At 61.0% G+C, this 21421-nt stretch carries 15 protein-coding genes; 13 read left to right on the top strand and 2 right to left on the bottom strand.

Translation table 11 applies throughout. The annotated features are described in order from the left end of the window. Nucleotide 1: 1 nt before the first annotated feature. From E8K79_RS00370 to E8K79_RS00410, 9 genes are all read left to right on the top strand, one after another. Nucleotides 2-907 carry a DMT family transporter gene (locus E8K79_RS00370; RefSeq protein WP_136512965.1) on the top strand — a complete coding sequence of 302 codons (906 nt, stop codon included), beginning with the start codon at nucleotides 2-4 and terminating at the stop codon, nucleotides 905-907. 181 nt (nucleotides 908-1088) lie between these two features. Beyond that, nucleotides 1089-1571: a YbaK/EbsC family protein gene (locus E8K79_RS00375; RefSeq protein WP_136512966.1), complete on the top strand. Its 483-nt coding sequence runs from the start codon at nucleotides 1089-1091 to the stop codon at nucleotides 1569-1571. 111 nt (nucleotides 1572-1682) lie between these two features. Next, a complete protein-coding gene (locus tag E8K79_RS00380; protein WP_136512967.1) occupies nucleotides 1683-3050 on the top strand; it encodes a sodium-dependent transporter in 1368 nt (455 codons plus the stop codon). A gap of 135 nt (nucleotides 3051-3185) precedes the next feature. Continuing rightward, entirely contained in the window at nucleotides 3186-4097 is a 912-nt protein-coding gene (gene rarD, locus E8K79_RS00385) for an EamA family transporter RarD (RefSeq protein ID WP_136512968.1), read from the top strand. An 81-nt stretch (nucleotides 4098-4178) separates the two neighbouring features. Continuing rightward, entirely contained in the window at nucleotides 4179-5624 is a 1446-nt protein-coding gene (locus E8K79_RS00390) for a sigma-54 interaction domain-containing protein (RefSeq protein ID WP_136512969.1), read from the top strand. A gap of 404 nt (nucleotides 5625-6028) precedes the next feature. Beyond that, nucleotides 6029-9043, top strand: coding sequence for an L-glutamate gamma-semialdehyde dehydrogenase (gene pruA / locus E8K79_RS00395; protein ID WP_136512970.1), 3015 nt, complete (start codon nucleotides 6029-6031; stop codon nucleotides 9041-9043). Between the two features lie 243 nt (nucleotides 9044-9286). Beyond that, nucleotides 9287-10264 (top strand): class 1 fructose-bisphosphatase, encoded by a 978-nt coding sequence (locus E8K79_RS00400; RefSeq protein WP_135870260.1) that lies wholly within the window; start codon nucleotides 9287-9289, stop codon nucleotides 10262-10264. A gap of 99 nt (nucleotides 10265-10363) precedes the next feature. After that, nucleotides 10364-10609: a hypothetical protein gene (locus E8K79_RS00405; protein WP_129125798.1), complete on the top strand. Its 246-nt coding sequence runs from the start codon at nucleotides 10364-10366 to the stop codon at nucleotides 10607-10609. Nucleotides 10610-10760: 151 nt separating this feature from the next. Beyond that, the gene (locus tag E8K79_RS00410; protein WP_135870259.1) at nucleotides 10761-12215 is read left to right on the top strand and encodes a sigma-54-dependent transcriptional regulator; all 1455 of its coding nucleotides are present in this window, start codon (nucleotides 10761-10763) and stop codon (nucleotides 12213-12215) included. 182 nt (nucleotides 12216-12397) lie between these two features. Here E8K79_RS00410 and E8K79_RS00415 read toward each other — a convergent pair whose 3' ends face one another. Both E8K79_RS00415 and E8K79_RS00420 read right to left on the bottom strand, forming a co-directional pair. Continuing rightward, nucleotides 12398-13441: a response regulator gene (locus E8K79_RS00415; RefSeq protein ID WP_136512971.1), complete on the bottom strand. Its 1044-nt coding sequence runs from the start codon at nucleotides 13439-13441 to the stop codon at nucleotides 12398-12400. Further along, on the bottom strand, nucleotides 13438-15762 hold the full coding sequence (locus E8K79_RS00420) for a PAS domain S-box protein (RefSeq protein WP_136512972.1): 2325 nt from the start codon (nucleotides 15760-15762) through the stop codon (nucleotides 13438-13440). The genes E8K79_RS00415 and E8K79_RS00420 overlap by 4 nt, the downstream gene beginning before the upstream one ends. Nucleotides 15763-16005: 243 nt before the next feature. Here E8K79_RS00420 and E8K79_RS00425 point away from each other — a divergent pair, with 243 nt between their 5' ends. Genes E8K79_RS00425 through E8K79_RS00440 form a run of 4 tightly spaced genes read left to right on the top strand, consistent with a single transcriptional unit; the run spans nucleotide 16006 to nucleotide 21419 of the window. Next, nucleotides 16006-17082, top strand: a complete 1077-nt coding sequence (locus E8K79_RS00425; RefSeq protein WP_246043643.1) for an efflux RND transporter periplasmic adaptor subunit — start codon at nucleotides 16006-16008, stop codon at nucleotides 17080-17082. Next, nucleotides 17079-20180: an efflux RND transporter permease subunit gene (locus E8K79_RS00430; RefSeq protein ID WP_136512973.1), complete on the top strand. Its 3102-nt coding sequence runs from the start codon at nucleotides 17079-17081 to the stop codon at nucleotides 20178-20180. Before E8K79_RS00425 ends, E8K79_RS00430 begins: the two co-directional genes overlap by 4 nt. Before the next feature lie 17 nt (nucleotides 20181-20197). Continuing rightward, complete coding sequence (gene fliK / locus E8K79_RS00435; protein ID WP_136512974.1) at nucleotides 20198-21130, top strand: flagellar hook-length control protein FliK; 933 nt, start codon at nucleotides 20198-20200, stop codon at nucleotides 21128-21130. Continuing rightward, nucleotides 21123-21419: an EscU/YscU/HrcU family type III secretion system export apparatus switch protein gene (locus E8K79_RS00440; protein WP_136512975.1), complete on the top strand. Its 297-nt coding sequence runs from the start codon at nucleotides 21123-21125 to the stop codon at nucleotides 21417-21419. Before fliK ends, E8K79_RS00440 begins: the two co-directional genes overlap by 8 nt. Nucleotides 21420-21421 lie beyond the last annotated feature (2 nt).

The raw sequence follows: 21421 nt of genomic DNA on the forward strand, positions 1-21421 counted from the left end.
GGTGTCCCCAACCGCCACAACCAAGCCTTGGATCAACCCCTACCTGGCCATCCTGGTAGGGGTTTTTGCTGTCTCCTTCTCCTCAATCCTGGTGAGGGTTTGCACGGCTCCCCCCCTGGTGATAGCCGCCTACCGGCTCATCTTCACCTTCTGCTTCCTTGCGCCCTTCACCCTGTGGGGCGGCGCTTTGTCTTTACGTGGCATGTCCGCGCGCCAGATCGGCCTCTCGGCCGGAAGCGGCGTTTTTCTGGCGCTGCACTTCGTCACCTGGTTCATCTCGCTTAAGTACACCTCCATCGCCAGTTCCGTGGTGCTCGTGACCACGCAGCCGCTTTTCGTCGTGCTCGGCTCCTGGATCTTCTTCCAGGAGAGCGTGCCGCGCAAGGCGCTGTACGGCTGTCTCCTCGCCTTTGTGGGGAGCGTCGTCATCGGCGCCACCGATTTTCAGATCGGGCGCCAGGCGTTTATCGGGGATCTGCTTGCCCTTTTTGCCGCGGTCATGGTCTCCGGTTACCTGTTGATCGGCCGCAGGCTGCGTCACGGCGTTCCGCTTACCGGGTACACCTTCGTGACCTACGGCGCGAGTGCGCTAACCCTGAGCGGTGCGGCGGCTGTCGGCGGGGTCGCTTTCTACCCTTATCCCGCGCAGGACTGGCTCATTTTCGTGGCGCTGGCGCTTGTCTGCACCATCCTCGGGCATACCGTTTTCAACTGGGTGCTTCGCTACGTGCAGGCCTCGGTGGTCTCGGTGAGTATCCTTGGTGAGCCGCTGGGGGCCATCCTTTGGGCCGCTGTTTTTCTGGGGGAGAACCCGACGCCGCGGCAAGCTATGGGAGGCTCGATTATCTTTGCCGGGCTGTACCTCTTCACCAGGGTGACGGCTGGCGTTTCATCTGCGCGCACGTAGGGGTGAATAATTATCCGCCCTGCCGCCAGTGCCCCGACGCCGCCGTTGGAGAGAGAGGTGCAGGTGCGGCAAAGGGGGGCGAATGATTATTCGCCCCTACAGTGGTCGCCCGGTTTCCTGCGGGCGAGGGGCGTGGATCGCATTACGTTCAACACAGACTGACAGCACAGGAGGAACGAGTATGGATACCAATCTAAGTGCGAGCGCGAAAAGGGTGCAGGATGCGCTCAACAGCTTCGGCGTGGACTGCCGTGTCAAGGAACTGGGCGAGAGCACCCGCACCGCGGTTGATGCGGCAAACGCCGTCGGCTGCGAGGTGGGGCAGATCGTGAAGTCGCTCGTTTTCCGCGGCAAGGAAAGCGGCAACGCGGTCTTCGTGGTGGCCAGCGGCGCCAACATGGTGAACGAGAAGGCGCTCGCGGTACTGATCGGGGAAAAGATCGAACGGGCGACGCCGGACTTCGTGCGCGAGCAGACCGGTTACGCCATCGGCGGCGTCTCGCCGGTCGGTCATCCGACGCCACTCACCACCTTCATCGACGAGGACCTACTTGGCTACCAGGAGCTTTGGGCTGCGGCCGGGACTCCGAATGCCGTCTTCGCGCTGACGCCGGAACAACTCTGCCACATCACCTCGGGCCAGGTTGCCCACGTGAAAAAGTAGGGGCGAATAGTCATTCGTCCACCGGTCCTTGCTCATACAGCAATTCAACACAACGCGGCAATACTGCCGCTATTTTAAAGGGAGCAGCCCAAAGTATTCGGGCACGAACTCATGCAAAACGTAACAGTAACGAAGGCACGGGACAGTTTTACCTCCGGTTTGGGAGTAATCGCCGCAACACTCGGCTCTGCGGTGGGGTTGGGGAACATCTGGAAGTTCCCGGCGCTGACCGGCCTTAATGGCGGGGCTGCGTTCATCATCGTCTATCTTCTCTCGACCCTCATGGCCGGCCTCGTGGTCATGGTCGCCGAACTCATGCTGGGGCGCCGTTCCAAGTCCGACGCGCTCACCACCTTCAAGGTGCTGCATCCCAAGAACGAATCCTGGGCGCTGATCGGCGCCGCGGGTGTTCTTTCCGCCTTCCTGATCCTCGCTTTCTACACCGAGGTTGCGGGTTGGGTTTTCGCCTATATCTTCAAGGCCGCCTCCGGGGCGGTGCTCTCGTCCGATCCCAAGGTGACCTCCGCCGGGTTCGAGAAACTGATCACCGACCCGGTGCAGTCGGTCTTCTGGCAGTGCCTGGTGCTGGTCTTCGTCGGCGCCATCATCGTCGCCGGTGTTTCCAAGGGGATCGAGAAGACTACGAAGCGCCTCATGCCGGTGCTCTTCCTCATCCTGGTGATGATCGGCGTCAGAAGCCTCATGCTTCCGGGTGCCGCCGCAGGTCTTGAGTTTCTTTTTCGCCCCGATTTCTCCAAAGTAACCGGCGCCGTTGTCCTCACCGCGATGGGCCTTGCCTTCTTCAAACTTTCCGTCGGCATGGGGACCATGATCACCTACGGCAGCTACTTCCGTGACGACCAGAACGTTCCGATGACCGCGCTGCGCGTCATGCTCGCCGACCTCACCGTGTCCATCTTGGCGGGCGTCGCGATCTTCCCGGCCGTCTTCACCTACGGATTCAAGCCTGAGGCGGGTCCGTCGCTGCTCTTCATCACCATCCCGGCGGTCTTCTCGCAGATGCCCTTCGGCAACATCTTCGTGGTGCTCTTCTTCGTCCTGGGCGCCATCGCCGCTACCGGCGCGATGCTCTCGATCCTTGAGGTACCGGTCGCGTACCTGCACCAGCGTTTCGGTATGTCCCGCCTCAACTCGACGGCACTCACCGTAATCCTGCTGGCCCTGATCGGTTCCACCGCGGCGCTTTCCAACAGCACCATGGCAAACTTCAAGTTCTTCGGCATGACCATGTTCGACTTCTACGATTTCCTCACTTCCAACGTACTGATGCCGATCGGCGGTCTCTTCATCTGCATCTTCGTCGGTTGGGTCTGGGGCGAGGAGAAGGTGAGGGCGGCCCTTTCCAACGACGGGCAACTGCAGAACGGGCCGGTCATCAGCATCTTCCTGTTCCTTGTGAAATACGTGGCGCCGATTACCATCACCGTCATTCTGCTGCGTGGCTTGAAGATCATCTAACAGGTTTCCTCCCCCGGAGGGGGAGGGTTAGGGAGGGGGAAGCAGGCTGACTTTGACCTCAGGCTTTCCCCCCTCCCAGCCTCCCCCCTCCAGGGGGAGGAGTTGTCGGACCGGCTATTTTGAGGATATTGGTACATGAGCGATAACTCCGAACATACCGAGCTCACCGCCGCACAAAAAAGCCGCCAGGGCGTCATCTACGGCCTGGCGGCTTACCTTTGCTGGGGCTTCTTCCCGGTCTACTTCAAATCGGTCAAGGTCGTCCCCCCCCTGGAGATGGTCTCGCACCGGATCGTCTGGTCGCTCGCCTTTTTGCTGCTGCTCATCATCTGGAAGGGCGCCTGGCCCGGCACCATCGAAGTGCTGAAGCGTCCAAAGTCGCTGGCCGTCCTTACCATTACCACGATCCTCATCGCCACCAACTGGCTGGTCTTCATCTACGCCATCAGCATCGGCGAGGTGCTGCAGTCGAGCCTCGGCTATTTCATCAACCCGCTGGTGAACGTACTGCTAGGTTTTCTGTTCCTGCACGAGCGGCTTGAGCGCCCGCAATGGATCAGCCTCGGCCTTGCCACCACCGGTGTCTTGTACCTGGCCATCCAGCACGGGGCCATTCCCTGGCTCTCCCTGCTGCTTGCGCTCTCCTTCGGTCTTTACGGGCTGATCCGGAAAATGCTGCACGTCGAGCCGCTGGTCGGGCTCACCGTGGAGACGCTGCTTCTCATGCCGGTTGCGCTCTTCTACCTGGTGCATTTGAACCAGAATGGGACCGGCATCTTCCTAACCCATGGATCCACTCTGGACATCCTGATCCCGATGTCGGGTGTGGTGACCGCCATTCCCTTGCTGCTTTTTGCCGCGGCCGGAAAGAAGTTGCGTCTGGCAACGATCGGTTTCCTGCAGTACATCACACCCACGATGCACTTCCTGCTCGCCATAACTCTCTTCGGCGAGACCTTCACACACACCCACCTGATCAGCTTCATGTTTATCTGGGCAGGCCTTGTGCTCTACTCGGTGCACGCATACCGCACTGTCAGAGGCTAATGCAGTCCTAGTATTCCTGCTTGCATATTGAAATGCATTTTAGCATAATGCCTGTCGGCGTTACTTTTGCCGGAGGTTTTTATGACTGAAGAAGTAACTGGATCTGTCACGGCTCTTGATCTGGAAGAGATGGCGCGACAGATGCTCGCGTTCCAGGATCTCACTCGGGAACTGGACGCGATCATCGACTCGTCTTCGGACGGACTATGGATCTGCAACGCGGATGCCGTCGTAATCCGCATAAACCCGGCGTCCGAGCGCATCAACAACATCCAGGCCTCGGAGGTCGTGGGCAAGAACATGCGCGACCTGCTGGATCAGGGCTTTATCGACCGGTCGGCGGCGCTGGAGGCGCTGACTACCGGCAAGGTGGTGAGCCAGCTGCAAAACCGCCAGGGACGCAAGCTCATCTCGACCGGCACCCCGGTTCTGGACGGCAACGGCCGGGTCATCCGGGTCGTGGTAAGTGAGCGTGATGTTACCGAGATTGACAACCTGCAGCGCGAACTGGAGGAGCAGGAGGCGCTCCGCGACCAGTTTCGCAGCCACATGCTCGAGATGCAGCAGGCGGACCTCGCCTCCCGGAGCGTCATCGCGCGCAGCCCTCTCATGGTTAACGCGCTGAAGCAGGCGCTCAAGGTAAGTGCGGTCAATTCCACTGTGCTTATCCTGGGAGAGTCGGGCGTCGGCAAGGGGCTCATCGCCGAACTGATACATAAGAATTCCAGCCGCGCGGACAAGCCGCTTATCGAGATCAACTGCGGTGCCATCCCGGAATCCCTAATAGAATCCGAGCTTTTCGGCTACGAGAAGGGTGCTTTCACCGGCGCGCAGACCACTGGGAAGCCGGGGTACCTGGAGCTTGCCGACGGCGGGATACTGTTTCTCGACGAGATTGCCGAACTGCCGCAGGCGGCACAGGTGAAGCTCCTTCGCTTCCTGGAGAACGGCCGCGTGGTGAGGCTTGGCGGCACCAAGGCGAGGACGCTGGACGTCAGGATTCTCGCGGCAACGCACAGGAACCTCGATCAGATGGTCAAGGACGGCACCTTCCGCCTCGACCTTTACTACCGCCTGAACGTGATCCCGATCCACGTGCCCGCTCTAAGAGAGAGGCGGGACTGCATCCTCCCGCTTGTCCGGCATTACGTCGATTTGTTCGGCGCCCGTGATTCGATCCGCAAGCGTCTTACCCGCGCCGCTTCCGATGCCCTTTTAGCCTATGATTACCCCGGCAACGTCAGGCAGTTGATGAACATCTGCGAACGGCTCGTCGTCATGACGGAAACGGATCTCATCGATGTGAAGGATTTACCCGCCGAAATCGCCGCCGGAGGTCATCAGCCGACGAGGGGAGGGGGCGTGTGGCATGACGAGGTCACCCTACAGGAAACGCTGGATAAGGTGGAGAAGGCGGTTCTCGTTAAGGCGCTGGAAATGCACGGCAACCAGGTGCGCATGGCCGAGGCGCTCGGGGTGAACCAGTCGACCATTGCGCGGAAGCTGAAAAAGCATGGGATCGCATAGCGCTCCTCCCCCCGGAGGGGGGAGGTTGGGAGGGGGGATCGTATGCCTGTGTGAGCAGCTACGCATCCCCCTCCATGACCCTCCCCCTCCGGGGGAGGGATGCGTTATGCGCGATTGCATATTGCTCCTCTCTTTCTCTGGTCAAATCTTCCCTCTGTCAGCGCCTCTCGCTTACTCTGCTCTATTTAATCATCCATCCAACATTACCTTTCTCAATACCCCTGCTATAATACTTCCGGCACTTTAGCCCAGCGATACGCCTTTACGACGCCTGTTCCGATCCCGACAAATACTTCCGTGTCTCCACCATGAGCGAAATCGTATACCGGATGGCACAGCTTGTGCTCTAGCTTTACACGTTTATGATTTCCTCTTGGAACAACCTGTAATAAAGGAGCCTTTGGATGAACAACACCGAACTGAACAACAAAGTCATTGCACGGGGCAAGGAGTTCTTCTCCACCATCTCCGGCGAAAAGCCGTCCCTCTTCAACAAAGGGGCCTGGATGGGCAAGGTGATGGACTGGTCCATGCAGAACGAAACCTTCAAGATCCAGATGTTCCGCTTTGTCGACGTCTTCCCGTCTCTCACCACCGGCAAGCTCCTCACCGACCACATCCGTGAGTACTTCGGCGAGGAGAAGGACATGCCGCCGGTCCTCTCCACAGGCGCCAAGGTCGCAGGCATGCTCGGCTCTTTCGGCGGGGCCATGCTCAACAAGTTCCTCACCACCAACATCCAGGAGATGGCGCGCCAGTTCATCGTCGGCGAGAACACCAAGGAAGCCATCAAGAACATGGAGCGCCTGAGAAAAGACGGTTTCGCGTTCGTCGTGGACGTGCTCGGTGAGGCAACCCTTTCTGAGAAGGAAGCCGACATCTACATGAACACCTACCTTGAGCTCCTCGATTCGCTCAAGAAGGAATACAAGGACTGGAAGCCGCTGCCGGGCAAAGGCGGCAGCGCTAACCTCGACTGGGGGCATGCGCCGAAGGTCAACGTGGCCGTCAAGCCGACCGCGCTCTTCTGCCTCGCCAACCCGCAGGACTTCGAAGGCTCGGTGGTCGCCATCCTCGAGCGCGTCAGAAAGATCGCCGTGAAGGTCATGGAACTGGAAGGCTTCCTCTGCATCGACATGGAGTCCTACCGTCACAAGGACATCATCATCGAGGTGTACAAGCGGCTTAAGCTCGAGTTCCCGACCTACGACCAGTTCGGTCTCGTGCTCCAGGCTTACCTGGTCGACACCGACAAGGACCTTCCGGCACTCCTTAGCTGGGCACGCCAGAACAAGGTGAACATCTCCATCCGCCTCGTTAAGGGCGCCTACTGGGATATGGAAACCGTGAAGGCCAAGCAGAACGATTGGGCGATTCCGGTCTGGACCATCAAGGCCGAGTCGGACGCCGCTTACGAGCGCCAGGCAAGGATGATCCTGGAGAGCTCGGACATCTGCCACTTCGCCTGCGCCTCCCACAACATCAGGACCATTTCGGCCGTGATGGAGATGGCAAAAGAGCTGAACGTTCCCGACGAGCGCTACGAGTTCCAGGTGCTTTACGGTATGGCCGAGCCGGTCAGAAGGGGCATTCTGAAGGTTGCCGGCCGCATCCGCCTTTACTGCCCGTACGGCGACATGGTGCCAGGCATGGGCTACCTGGTGCGCCGCCTGCTGGAGAACACCGCGAACGAATCCTTCCTGCGTCAGAGCTTCGCCGAGGACGCGCAGATCGAGCGCCTGCTCGAGGATCCGGAAATCACCGTGCAGCGCGAGCGTGCGGCACGCGCCGCCGGCAAGAAACCGGAAGCGAAGGGCCCTGGCGGCCTGAAGCCGTTCTACAACGAGGCGATGGTGGACTTCACCCGTGCCGACCACCGCGCCGCGTTCCCGAAGGAAGTGGTCGAGGTGAGAAAGCAGCTCGGTAAGACCTACCCCCTCTTCATCAACGGCAAGGAAGTGAAGACCGCCGACACCATCCCGTCGGTGAACCCGAACAAGCCGTCGGAAACCATCGGCGTGATCTGCCAGGCGGGGACCGCTGAAGTGGGCGACGCCATCGCAGCGGCCAAGAAGGCCTTCCCGGCATGGCGCGACACCGACCCGAAGGATCGTGCGCAGTACCTGATCAAGGCCGCCGCCGTGGCCCGCCGCCGCATCTTCGAACTCTCCGCATGGCAGGTGCTCGAGGTCGGCAAGCAGTGGGACCAGGCTTACGCCGACGTCTGCGAGGCGATCGACTTCCTCGAATACTACGCCCGTGAAATGATCACCCTCGGCACGCCGAAGCGCGTCGGCAACGCCCCGGGCGAGCTGAACCACTACTTCTACGAACCGAAAGGCGTCGCCGCGGTGATCGCGCCGTGGAACTTCCCACTCGCCATCAGCCTCGGCATGACCTCGGCCGCCATCGTGGCCGGTAACTGCGTCGTGTTCAAGCCCTCCGGCCTTACCTCGGTGATCGGCTACCACATTGTGGAACTGTTCCGCGAAGCTGGCCTCCCGGAAGGCGTCTTCAACTACACGCCGGGCCGCGGCTCCGTTATGGGCGACTACCTCGTCGACAGCCCGGACGTCTCCCTCATCGCCTTCACCGGCTCCATGGAGGTTGGCCTCAGGATCATCGAGCGCGCCGCCAAGGTCCACCCGGGCCAGGAGAACGTCAAGAAGATCGTCTGCGAGATGGGGGGCAAGAACGCCATCATCATCGATGACGACGCCGACCTCGACGAGGCGGTGCCGCATGTCCTCTACTCGGCCTTCGGCTTCCAGGGGCAGAAGTGTTCGGCATGCTCCCGCGTCATCGTGCTCGACGCGGTCTACGACAAGTTCGTCGAGCGTCTCGTCTCCATGGCGCAGGCGACCCTGGTTGGTCCCTCCGAGGACCCGGCCAACTACATGGGCGCCGTCGCTGACGACAAGGCGATGAAGACCATCAAGGAGTACGCCGAGATCGGCAAGAAGGAAGGGCACGTGCTCTACGAGAGCAAGGTCCCGAGCGACGGCGGCTACTATGTCCCGATGACCATCATCGGCGGCATCAAGCCCGAGCACAGGATCGCCCAGGAGGAGATCTTCGGACCGGTTCTCGCCGTCATGCGCGCGAAGGACTTCGACCAGGCGATCGCGTGGGCGAACTCCACCAAGTTCGCCCTCACCGGCGGCGTCTTCTCCAGAAGCCCGGAGCACCTCACACAGGCACGCCGCGAATTCCGCGTCGGCAACCTGTACCTGAACCGCAACAACACCGGCGCCCTGGTCGGCCGTCAGCCTTTCGGCGGCTCCAAGATGTCCGGCGTCGGCACAAAGGCTGGCGGGCACGACTACCTGCTGCACTTCATGGATCCGAGGGTGGTCACAGAGAACACCATGCGCCGCGGTTTCGCACCGGTCGAGGAGGACGACGACTGGGTCGCATAAGGGTAGGGCGGCGAGTAATTATGCGCCCCTAAAGTAGATGAGAGAGCGCCTGCACTTGTCATGAGTGCAGGCGCTTTTTTTATGGAGATCTCATAACCTATTGCTCTCACTATGTGGTCAATTTTGTTTACCAACTTCCTCTTCAGGTTAACCGTTTCACCCCTTTTTTTCCTTGCTTTGTGACTCTTTTTGACTTAATCTACCGGGTCGTAAAATAATTTTAATTTAATCTTGGAGGGAGCTATGCCAGCTGCACCGGGAACTTCGAAATTCCAGATAGATCTGCGCCGCCATCTGCGCGCCCAGAACATCAGTGACAACCTGGTTCACCTGATCTGTGAGATCGCGGAGGCGAGCAAGTACGTCATCAATGCCGTGCGCACCGGCGACCTCGGCGTCGCAGGTACCTCTAACCTCTACGGCGAAGAGCAACTCGCCCTCGACGTCCTCTCCGACCGCATCATGAGGAAACGTCTCGTCCACTCCGGCGTGGTCTGCAACATCGCCTCCGAAGAGATGGACGAGATCTACCAGGCGCAGGCCTCAGCCGACGGGCTCTACTCGGTTGCCTACGATCCCCTCGACGGCTCTTCGCTTGTCGACGTGAACCTTGCCGTCGGCACCATCGTCGGCATCTACGCCGGTTGCGATCTGCTGCAGCCGGGCCGCAACCAGGTGGCCGCGATGTACATCCTGTACGGTCCGCGCGTATCTCTCGTCTACACCGTGGGCGACGGGGTGCACGAGTTCACCATGAACAACCTGATGGAGTTCACGCTCACCCGCGAGAACATCACCATGCAGGAAGAAGGGAACATCTACGCGCCGGGCGGTCTCAGGAACAAGTACAACGACGGCGACGAGAAATTCATCCGTCACCTTGAGGCGAAAGGGTGCAAGCTGCGCTACTCCGGCGGGTTCGTTCCCGACATCAACCAGGTGCTGATGAAAGGGAAGGGGCTCTTCATGTACCCCGCCCTCAAGGGGTCGCCCAACGGCAAGCTGCGCGTGCTGTTCGAACTGAACCCGATGGCCTTCATCATCGAGCACGCCGGCGGCTCCGCCAGCAACGGCCATATTCCGATCCTCGACATCGTGCCCGAGTCCCTGGATCAGAGGGCGCCGATCTACATCGGCTGCAAGAAGGACGTCAAGGTCGCCACCGACTTCCTCGAAGAGGGGAAAGCGGCGTCCGGCGACGCGGCATTTGTCAACGCCTAGCAATTTGTTGTACTATTGCCCGTCCGTCGGCGATTTTTTCTAAAGTTGCCGCATAGCATGGCGATAACTGTATTAACGAGTAATTTTCAGAGGTAAGGAATGGATACTGGTACCAAACGGTTGTGCAGCGAAATTCAGCTTTTCGATCTGTGCGACCTCGACACCTGCACCTGCAAGGACGGGCGTTTCTGCACCAACCCCGCAATACTGGCGCGCTTCGAGGCGATCAAGGAGGAAGACGACCGCCCGCAGTACCTGGCCGATGAGTATGACGAGGAAGGCGAGGAGGATGCCGACGATCTTGATGCATTCGGTGACGATGATTACGAAGACGACGAGCAGTAACAGCTTCGATCTTTAGATGCAACCAAGAGAACCGCTTCTCCAAAAAAGGGCGGTTCTTTTACTATCAACCGGCGCAACATCCGACTTGTTCCTGCTACGCCCGCCCCGGTCCCGGGGCACGGCGATTTTAATAGCCATCGGGAGATTGGCCATGACCGCAAAACTGCTTATCCTGGATGACGATCACGACATCCTGCTCATGCTTAAGACCATCTTCGCCGGCGAGGAGTACGAACTCCTGCTGGAAAGCGACAGCGAAGGGGCCTTGAAGCGCATCATAGCCGATCGTCCCAACGTGGCCATCATGGACATAAGCCTCCCGCAGAAATCGGGTATCGAGGTGCTCAAGGAGGCGAAGAAGATCGATCCCGGCCTCGCGGTGATCATGGCCACCGGCTACAAGACGACCCAGAACGCCATCGAGGCGATGAAGCACGGCGCCTTCGATTACGTCACCAAACCTTTCGACATGAACAAGCTGAAGGGGGCGGTGAAAAAGGCCCTGGAGTGCAACCTCCTGAGCCGCAAGGTGCGCTACACCAAGGAGCGCGCCCAGGTGGAGGAGGATCTCACCGAGGACCTGATGATCGGCTCGTCCCCGGAGATGATCGAGATCTGGAAGATGGTCGGAACCGTGGCCGATTCGGATGCCACCGTCCTCATCCAGGGGGAATCCGGCACCGGCAAGGAGCTCCTTGCCCGCGCCATCTACAACAACTCCCGTCGCAAGAACCGCCCCTTCCTGGCGGTGAACTGCGCGGCGCTCCCCGAGGCGCTGCTAGAGTCCGAGCTCTTCGGCCACGAGAAGGGGGCCTTCACCGACGCCCACTCCCGCCGTATCGGCAAGTTCGAACAGTGCAACGGCGGCACCATCTTCCTCGACGAGATCGGCGAGATGAGCCCCACGAACCAGGGAAAATTCCTCCGCGTCCTAGAGAACCAGGAGTTCGAGAGGGTGGGGGGGAACGAGACCATCAAGGTCGACGTCCGCGTCATCGCCGCCACCAACCGCAGCCTCTTGAACTGCGTGAAGGAGAAGTCCTTCAGGATGGACCTCTTCTACCGCTTGCGCGTGGTTAACTTCTTCCTCCCGCCCCTGAAGGATCGGGCCGAGGACATACCGCTGCTGGTCGACCTCTTCGTCAAAAAGTTCTCCAAGAAGTATGGCAAGAACGTGAAGGGGGTGGCACCGGAGACCATGGCGCTCCTTACCAACCACCAGTTCGAGGGGAACATCAGGGAGCTGAAGAACGTCATCAACTCGGCAGTGGTCTTCTGCCGCGGCGACATCCTCGTCCCGGGGGACTTCGAATCCTTCCTCACCGCCAAGGCGGGCTTCAAGGAGGTCGACCTCGAGGCTGCGGGCGACGACTACTACGAGGTGTTCTGGAGCATGCTGGAGCCGGTTTTCGACGGCATCTGCCAGAAGAACAAGGGTGCCATCTACGAGAGCGTCAACATGGGGCTCGAGAAGGCGCTCATCCACATGGCGATGGAGAAGAGCAACAACAACCAGGTGTTCGCCGCCAAGCTTTTGGGGATCAGCCGCAACACGCTGCGCGACCGCCTGGAAAAGTATCGGATAGGGATGGTTGCGGAGGCGTAAGGCCGCTGACGTAGATCGCAACGGGGAATGAAAAAGAGCCGGGGACCAATGGTCCGCCGGCTCTTCTTATTTCAAAGGAGTTCTTAGACGTCCCCTCCCCTGGAGGGGGAGGGACAGGGAGGGGGCGCGTAGCGTCTTGCTCCCCCCACCCGACCTCCCCCCTCCGGGGGGAGGAGTGGACCCTACAGTTTCTTGCCTGCGGCCTTTTCCCAATCCTCCTTGGGGATGGAGAGGAAGACGTCGACCAGCTTGGGATCGAACTGCTGACCCGAGCAGCGGATCACTTCGTCGAGCACCGCCTGGAAGGAGAGCGCTTTGCGGTACGGACGGTCCGAGGTCATCGCGTCCAGGGTGTCCACGAGGGCGAAGATACGGGCGCTGATCGGTATCTGGTCTCCGGCGCTACGGTGCGGATACCCCGCGCCGTCGTAGCGCTCATGATGGTACAAAACGAGTTCCGCTGCACCGGTGAAGTACTTGATCCCGGCCAGGATGTCGTAGCCGATCTTCGGGTGCTGGCGCATCACCTTCCACTCCTCGTCGTCCAGCTTCGCCGGTTTCAGAAGGATGTTGTCGGAGACGCCGATCTTGCCGATGTCGTGCAGAAGCGCCCCCTTGCCCATGATGATGCGTTCTTCTTCCGCGATCCCCGCCTTCTCGGCCAAAAGGCAGGTGTAGGCCATCACCCTTTCCGAGTGGGAACCCACCTCCTTCTCACGTGCGTCCAGCGCCCGGATCAGCGCCGCGAGGGTGTGCTCGTAAGCGAGGTTGATTTCGCCCATCACGGTCCTGATCACCTCGGTCTGCTCGCGTACCTTCAACTCGAGGTGCGCCTGGTACTCCTTGTTCTCCATGATCAGGCGGCGCTTCTCCAGCGTGTTCTTGACGGTGAGGAGCACCCGGTCCAGGTTGAAGGGTTTGGTGATGTAGTCCTCGGCCCCGTTGTGGATGCAGGAGAGGGCGGTATCCATGTCGTTCATGGCGGTGATCATGAGGACTGTGGTGTCGGGGGTAACCTGCTTTATGTCCTTCAGAAGGTCGATCCCGGAACGCCCGGGCATCATGATGTCGAGCAGGGCGAGGTCGAGCTGCTGGTTGTTGATTATCTCCATACCTTCTTCCGCGCTTGCCGCCTGGAAGCAGGTGAATCCTTCCTTCGACAGAGTGATGTTGATCAGTTCTCTGATCATATCCTCGTCATCGGCTATCAGTATGTTCCCTTTCAATTGCTACCTCCTAGAATCGCCCTTGGCGCTTCTTGCGTCACGGTTCCCTGTAGCGTATCCCGCACCTTTCTGATGAGGGCATCGCCTGCAAAGGGCTTGGGCAGGAACTGCATCCCTTTTTCCAGTGTTTTCTCAAAGCCGGCCCGGTTCTCCATGTGTCCAGACATAAAGAGTACCTTGAGGTCGTGCTTTTTGCCTAGAAGTATATCAGCGAGCGTGGGGCCGCTCATAAACGGCATCACCACGTCGGTCAAAAGCATGTCTATATCACCTTCGTGTTTGTCGAACAAGGCGATTCCCTGTTCCGGATCGGTGCTCTCCAACACCTTGAAGCCACGCATCCTGAGCGTGTGCACCACCAAATTCAGTACCCCGGGCTCGTCTTCGACCACGAGGATCGTGTAATTGGTGTCGATAGCCTCGTCAAGCTGCTGCCTAGACTGCGCCTTGGTGCTGTCAAAGGTACGCGGCAGGTAGATGTCGAAGCGCGCCCCCTGTCCCGGCTCGCTGGTCACCTGGATGTAGCCGCCGCACTGCTTGACGATGCCGTACACGGTGGCAAGTCCCAAGCCGGTGCCCCGGCCCATTTCCTTGGTGGTGAAAAACGGCTCGAAGAGTCGCTGCTTGACCTCCTCGGTCATCCCCTGGCCGCGGTCGGTAACGCTCAGTCTCACGTAGCTTCCGGCCTGCGATCCCGGATGCGTGCCGGTGAAGGCATCGTCCAGTTCGCTGTTGGCCGTCTCCACCGTGATTACCCCGCCGGTGTCCGAGGCGTCGCGCGCGTTCACGATGAGGTTCATCACGATCTGCTCAAGCTGCCCCGGGTCCATCTTGATAAGACCCGCGTCGGGGGCGAGGTTCGTGGCGAGACGTATATTCTCGCCGATCAGCCGCTCGAGCATCTTCTGCACCGACTTCACCTGCTTGTTGATGTCCAGTACCCGCGGCTCCATGATCTGGCGCCGGCTGAAGCCGAGCAGCTGTCTGGTGAGGTCCGCGGCGCGTTCACCGGCCCTGAGGATCTGTTCCGCTTCCTTGCGCATGGGGGAGTTCTCCTCCATAGCCCGGATCAGGAGCGTGCTGTAGCCGTTGATGACGGTGAGCAGGTTGTTGAAGTCGTGTGCGATGCCCCCGGCCAACTGGCCGACCGCCTCCATCTTCTGCACCTGGCGCAGCTGTTCGATGGCGAATTTCCGCTCGGTTATGTCCTCTTTGAGGGCGACGAAATGGGTGATCGCCCCCTCGGGGTTCTTGACGGCCGAGATGGAGCAGCTCTCCCAGTAGAGTTCGCCGTTCTTCTTCCGGTTATGCAGCTCGCCGTGCCACTCCTTGCCGGCGCAGATCGTGTCCCAGAGGTCGCGGTAGAAGGCGTCCTCCATGTTGCCCGACTTGATGATGCTCGGTCGCTCGCCTATCAGCTCCGCCTCGGAGTAGCCGCTCACCTCGATGAACTTCGGGTTGACGTACTCGATCAGACCGCGCAGGTCGGTGATCACCACCGATACCGGGCTCTGCTCCACGGCCTGCCACAGTTTGCTGAGCTCGGCTTCGGTACGCCTGCGTTCCGTGATGTCGAGCAGGGTGCCGATCACCGCGTCCGCACCGTTTATCACGGTTCTCGTTCCGTTCACCTCGAGATCGATGGTGACGCCGCTGCGGTGTTTGCCGCGGAAGAAGGTGTGCAGCGGTTCGCTCCCTTCCTTCAAAGGACAGAGAAAGCGCGTCATCACCCCGATCTGGTCGTCGGCGTGCACCAGTTCGAGCAGGTTTTTCTTCTCGATCAACTCATCGGGGCGGTAGCCGAAGACGCCGCCGAACTTCGGGTTTACGTAGATGATGATGTCGTCCTGGAGCATGAAGATGCCGACCAGCGACTGTTCCACGAGGCTTTGGAAGCGCGCCTCGGTGGCGGAAAGTGCCTCCTCGGCCATGCGCCTTTCGCGCCTTTCCACAGCTTCGCGCATTTCGCGCTTGATGGCGGGGATCAGGCGGGACAGCCGGTCCTTGAGCAGGTAGTCGTGCGCCCCTGCGCGCATCGCCTCGACGGCGGCGTCCTCGCCCATCTGGCCTGAAACCATGATGAAGGGGAGATCGATGCTCCGGTCGTGGATGAGCTTTAAGGCGGCGAGTCCCGAGAACCTCGGCATGACGTAGTCGGAGATGACGGCGTCCCAGCCGCCGCGATCCAGTGCCGCTTCCATCCCTTCGGGGGTCTCCACACGCTCGTAGTCCGGAACGAACTCCCTCTGCAGCTCGCGCACGATGAGCAGTGCGTCTTCGGCAGAATCGTCTACGATCAGGATGCGCAGGGGATGTTTCATCCGGCCGGGACCTCGCGTCATGCATCTAGTCTCTGATGTTCCTTCACATCCTTATCGGCCGCCCCTCCCGATATATTTAGCAGCACCGCATATTTTTATGAAAAAAGGAAAGAATATGGAGTCCGGTTTCTTGGCTACTATTTGGGGACGGATTGTGCTATGAATCGTGCTGCCACAGCGGCATAAAAGGAGAGAATCAGAGTGTTTACCACGTCCTTTATCCATCGTTTCTCGGCTTTCTTCTTGTCTTTGCTTGTTATGGGCTTTTTAAACGCGGGGTGTGCCAAGGAAAAGGAAAAAGCGAAGCAGAATAACCCGGCACCGGTAACCGTGGCCCGGGCCGCGGTCAGGGACGTTCCCGTGGAGCTGCGCGCCATCGGCAACGTCGAGGCCTACTCCACGGTGGCGCTTAAGTCCCGCGTCGCCGGCATCATCACCGCGGTCCATTTCAAGGAGGGGGACGACGTACCAAAAGGTGCGCTCCTCTTCACCATAGATCCACGCCCCTTCCAGGCGTCGCTCACCCAGGCGAAGGCGAACCTCGCCCGCGACCGGGCGAACGCCCAGAACGCGAAGGAGCAGGCACGCCGCTACGCGGGGCTCTGGCAAGAGGGGATCGTCACCCGCGAGCAGTACGACCAGTTGCAGGCAAACGCCGATGCGCTCGCCGCCTCGGTCGCCTCCCTTTCCGCAGCGGTGGAGAGCGCGAAGCTCCAGCTCGATTACTGCTACATCCGCTCGCCCCTTTCCGGGCGCACCGGCGGGCTCACCACCCATGCCGGCAACCTGGTGAAGGAAAACGACACCGCGCTCGTCACCATCAACCAGATCACGCCGCTCTACGTCACCTTCTCGCTGCCGGAAAAGGATCTCGCCGCCATCAAGGGTAGGGTGGGGGGCAAACTCCCGGTCACGGCGTCCGTGCCGGGAAGTGCGGTCGCCGAGCAGGGGACGGTGAGTTTTCTCGACAACGGCGTCGACCCCGCCACCGGGACCATCAAGGTGAAGGGGACCTTCTCCAACCGGGAGCGCAAACTCTGGCCCGGTCAGTTCGTGAACGTGGCGCTTCGCCTCGACGTGAGGAAAGGGGCGGTCGTCGTGCCGACCCGTGCGCTGCAGACTGGGCAGCAGGGTGACTTCGTCTTCCTGGTGAAGCCCGATGCCACTGTCGAGGTGCGTCCGGTCACCGTCGGCCCTGCGCAGGACGGCGTCACCGTGATCGAGAAGGGGCTCGCCCCGGGGGACACCGTGGTGACCGATGGGCAGTTGAAACTCGTTCCCGGGGGTAAGGTTGCGGTCAAGGGGGGAACCCCCGCATGAACCTTGCGGAACTCTTCATCAAACGACCGGTGATGACCAGTCTGGTCATGCTCGCCATCGTGCTTGCGGGCGTGATGGGGTACCGGCTCCTGCCGGTGAACGACCTACCCTCCGTCGATTATCCGACCATCCAGATCACAGCAAACCTTCCCGGTGCGAGCCCGGAAACCATGGCGAGCGCCGTGGCGACGCCGCTTGAGCGCCAGCTCTCCACCATCGCCGGGATCGACAGCATGAACTCCACGAGCGGCCAGGGGGTCACCAGGATCACCCTTCGTTTCGCCCTGGAGCGCGACATCGACGCCGCGGCGCAGGACGTCCAGTCGGCCATCACCAAGGCGGCGCGGCAGCTCCCGCAGGACATGCCCGCCCCGCCGTCCTTCCAGAAGGTGAACCCGGCGGACCAGCCGGTGCTCTACCTTGTGCTCTCCTCGAAAACGCTGCCGCTCTCCCAGGTGCACGAGTACGCCGACACCATGATAGGCCAGCGCATCTCCATGGTCTCCGGCGTGGCGCAGGTGCAGGTGTACGGCGCGCAGAAGTACGCGGTGCGCGCGCGGGTTAACCCGACGGCGCTCGCCGCCAGAAAGATCGGCATCGACGAGGTTTCCAACGCACTCGCCAAGGGTAACGTGAACCTCCCCACCGGGACGCTGCAGGACGCCGACCGCTCCTTCGCCATCCAGTCCCAGGGGGAACTCCTGGACGCCGCCGCTTACCGCCCCCTGATCGTCGCCTACCGCGGCGGCGCCCCGGTGCGTCTCTCCGATGTCGGCACCGTGGTCGACTCGGTGGAAAACGACAAAATCGCGGGGTGGTTCAACGGGAGCGAGCGGGCCATTATCTTAGCCGTGCAGCGCCAGCCCGGCACCAACACCATCGAGGTGGTGGACGCCATCAAGAAGCTTATCCCGGGCTTTCGCGCACAGCTTCCCGGTTCGGTCACCCTCTACGAACTCTACGACCGTTCCCAGGCGATCCGGCACTCGGTGGCGGACGTTAAATTCACCCTGGTGCTCACCATCGCCCTGGTGATCATGGTGATCTTCCTTTTCCTGAGAAACCTCTCCGCCACGGTGATCCCGAGCCTCGCACTCCCGATTTCACTCGTCGGGACCTTCGCCGCCATGTACCTCCTGGGTTTCTCGGTGAACAACATCACCCTGATGGCGCTGACCCTCTCGGTCGGCTTCGTGGTGGACGACGCCATCGTCATGCTGGAGAACATCGTGCGCCACATGGAGCTTGGGGAGCGCCCGATGGAAGCGGCCTTCAAGGGGGCGAGGGAGATAGGCTTCACCATCGTCTCCATGACCATCTCCCTTGTTGCCGTCTTCATTCCGGTGCTCTTCATGGGGGGGATGTTAGGGCGGCTCCTGCACGAGTTCGCCGTCACCATCACCTGCGCCATCCTGATCTCCGGCGTGGTCTCGCTCACCCTGACCCCCATGCTCTGCAGCCGTTTCCTGCGCCCTCCCGCCGAGGAGCGCCACGGCCGCATGTACCTTTTCCTCGAGCGCTGCTTCGATGCCATGCACGCCGCCTACAGCAAAAGCCTCACGAAGGTGCTGGGGCTGCGCCGCACCACCCTGGCCCTCACCGTGATCATGATGTTTCTCACCGGCTACCTGTTCTGGAAGATGCCCATGGGGCTTCTCCCCAGCGAGGACCTGGATTCCTTCTACGTAACCACGGAGGGGGCGCAGGGGGCCTCCTTCGAGGAGATGGTCACGCACCAGCAGGAACTCGCCAAAAGGATCGCGGCGAACCCGAACATCAAGGGGTTCATGTCGACGGTCGGCGCTTCCGGTTCACGGGTCGGCTCCAATTCCGGCTTCATGTTTGTCACGCTGAAGCCGAGAAGTGAGAGGAAGGACCCGGTGGACAAGGTGATCCAGCAGTTGCGCCCAAAACTTGCCGAGGTGCCGGGGATTCTCGCCTTCATGCAGAACCCGCCCCCGATCCGGCTGGAGGCGCAGCTCTCCAAGAGCCAGTACCAGTTCATCCTGCAGAGTCCGGACACACAGGTTCTCTACGAGAATGCGGCGGTCTTCGAGCAGAAGCTCAAACAGGTGCCGCAGCTAATCGACGTGACGAGCGATTTGCAGCTGAAAAACCCGCAGGTCGACGTGAAGATAGACCGGGACAAGGCGACCGCGCTCGGGGTCACCCAGCAGCAGGTCGAGGACGCCCTCTACTACGCTTACGGCTCGCGGCAGGTGTCCACCATCTACGCGCCGACGAACCAGTACCAGGTGATCCTGGAACTGGAGCCGCAGTACCGTCTCGATCCGTCGGCCCTGGGGCTCCTGTACGTGAGGTCCTCGACCGGGGCGCTGGTGCCGCTCTCCACGATGGCCTCGCTCTCAAAGTCGCTCGGGCCGCTGTCGGTGAACCACCTGGGGCAGATCACTAGCGTCACGGTCTCCTTCAACGTGAAGCCCGGCGTCCCGTTGGGCGACGCGGTGGCCGCGGTCGAGAAGACGGCGCGCGAGTCGCTCCCCCCGGCGATCAACACCGGTTTCCAGGGGGCGGCGCAGGCGTTCCAGTCCTCGACGAGCGGGCTCACCTGGCTCCTTGTCGCCGCGGTGGTGGTGATCTACCTGGTGCTCGGCATCCTCTACGAGAGCTACATACACCCGGTGACCATCCTCTCCGGGCTTCCGGCGGCGGGGCTCGGCGCGCTCCTGACCCTCATGCTCTTCCATAAGGAGCTCGACCTGTACGCCTTCGTCGGGATCATCATGCTGGTCGGCATCGTGAAGAAAAACGCCATCATGATGATCGACTTTGCGCTCGAGGCGCAGCGCAAAGAGGGTAAGAGCCCGCTGGAGGCGATCCATCAGGGGTGCCTGATCCGTTTCCGCCCCATCATGATGACGACCATGGCGGCGCTCATGGGGACGCTTCCCATAGCACTCGCCATCGGCGCCAGTTCGGAGGGGAGAAGACCCCTGGGGTTAGCCGTAGTCGGGGGGCTCTTGGTGTCTCAGCTTCTGACGCTCTACATCACGCCGGTGGTGTACTACTACATGGACCGGGCCAAGGAGAGGGCCGCGCATCTCTTTGCGAAGAAGGCGCCGGTGCCGCAGCAGTGATCCTTTAGGGACGCACCATGCTGATCAACGACGAAGTACAAAAACAGGTTCTGACCATCCTGGCGAAGACGGCGGTCACCCCGACCGCCGACGTGCAGCAGCGCGCGAGCGCGCTCCTGCAGCTGAACCCGGGCCAGCAGGTGAAGGCGGAGATCATCGCGAACCTCCCCAACAACCTCTACATGGCCCGCGTGGCGGGGGAGCTTTACAAACTTGAGATCCCGCTCAACGTGCAGCCGGGCGAGACCCTGGAGATGACCTTCGTCACCGCCGATCCCCGCATCACCTTTCAGATGCAGCGTCCGAGTTCCGAGACGGTGCAGCTGAGCTCGTTTGGTAAATGGCTCTCTGATGTGGTGAGAGACGCACCGGCGCTTCCACCCCCGCAGGAGCCTCTCGTCGAGCACCCGGAACACGCGGCGACCGAGCTTGCCGGCAAACTGAAGGCGGGTCTTACGCAAAACGGTCTCTTCTACGAGTCGCACCTCGCCCAGTGGGCCGTGGGCGGGCTGTCGGTGAAGGAGCTTTTGAAGGAGCCGCAGGGGAAGCTTTCCCCGATGCTTTCGGAAGGGGATGACACGGGAGAAGGGGATGGGGCCATAGCGGACAGCAGGACCCTGCCGCTCATCAAGGAACAACTGCACCTCCTGAACACCGGCATCCTTGCATGGCAGGGTGAGGCGTGGCCCGGTCAGCAGATGAAACTGACCATTGGTGAGGGGGACCCCGAGCAGTGGGAGCAGGGGGTCGAGGCGAATCTGTCGCTTGAGTTGCCGCGCCTGGGAGGTGTGGAGGCGAGGCTTCGCTTCACCCCGGACGGGGTCGCGGTGGAGCTCACCTGCGCAAACCCGGGGATGGCCGACGTGCTGAGGGAGAACAGCGGCGAGCTCCGCTCCTCTTTCGCGGCGAAGGGGCTACACCTGAACAAGCTGGCGGCTAAGGATGGCTAGGAAACCTTCCGACATGAAGCGCGCCGTCGCCATGGTGTACAACCCTGACGAGGCTGGCGCGCCCAGAGTCATCGCCAAGGGGGCCGGCATCAGCGCCGAGGCGATGATTTCGCTCGCGCGCGAGCACGGGGTCTATGTGCACCAGTCCCCGGAACTCGTCTCCATGCTGATGCAGGTGGACCTTGACGCCGAGATCCCGCCCGAGCTCTACCAGTCCGTGGCCGAGCTCCTCGCCTGGCTCTACCAGATGGACGAGCGGCTGGCCGGGTTGCGGGCGGACCACCTTTGAAG

The sequence above is a fragment of the Geomonas edaphica genome (genome assembly GCF_004917075.1).
Lineage (GTDB): Bacteria > Desulfobacterota > Desulfuromonadia > Geobacterales > Geobacteraceae > Geomonas > Geomonas edaphica.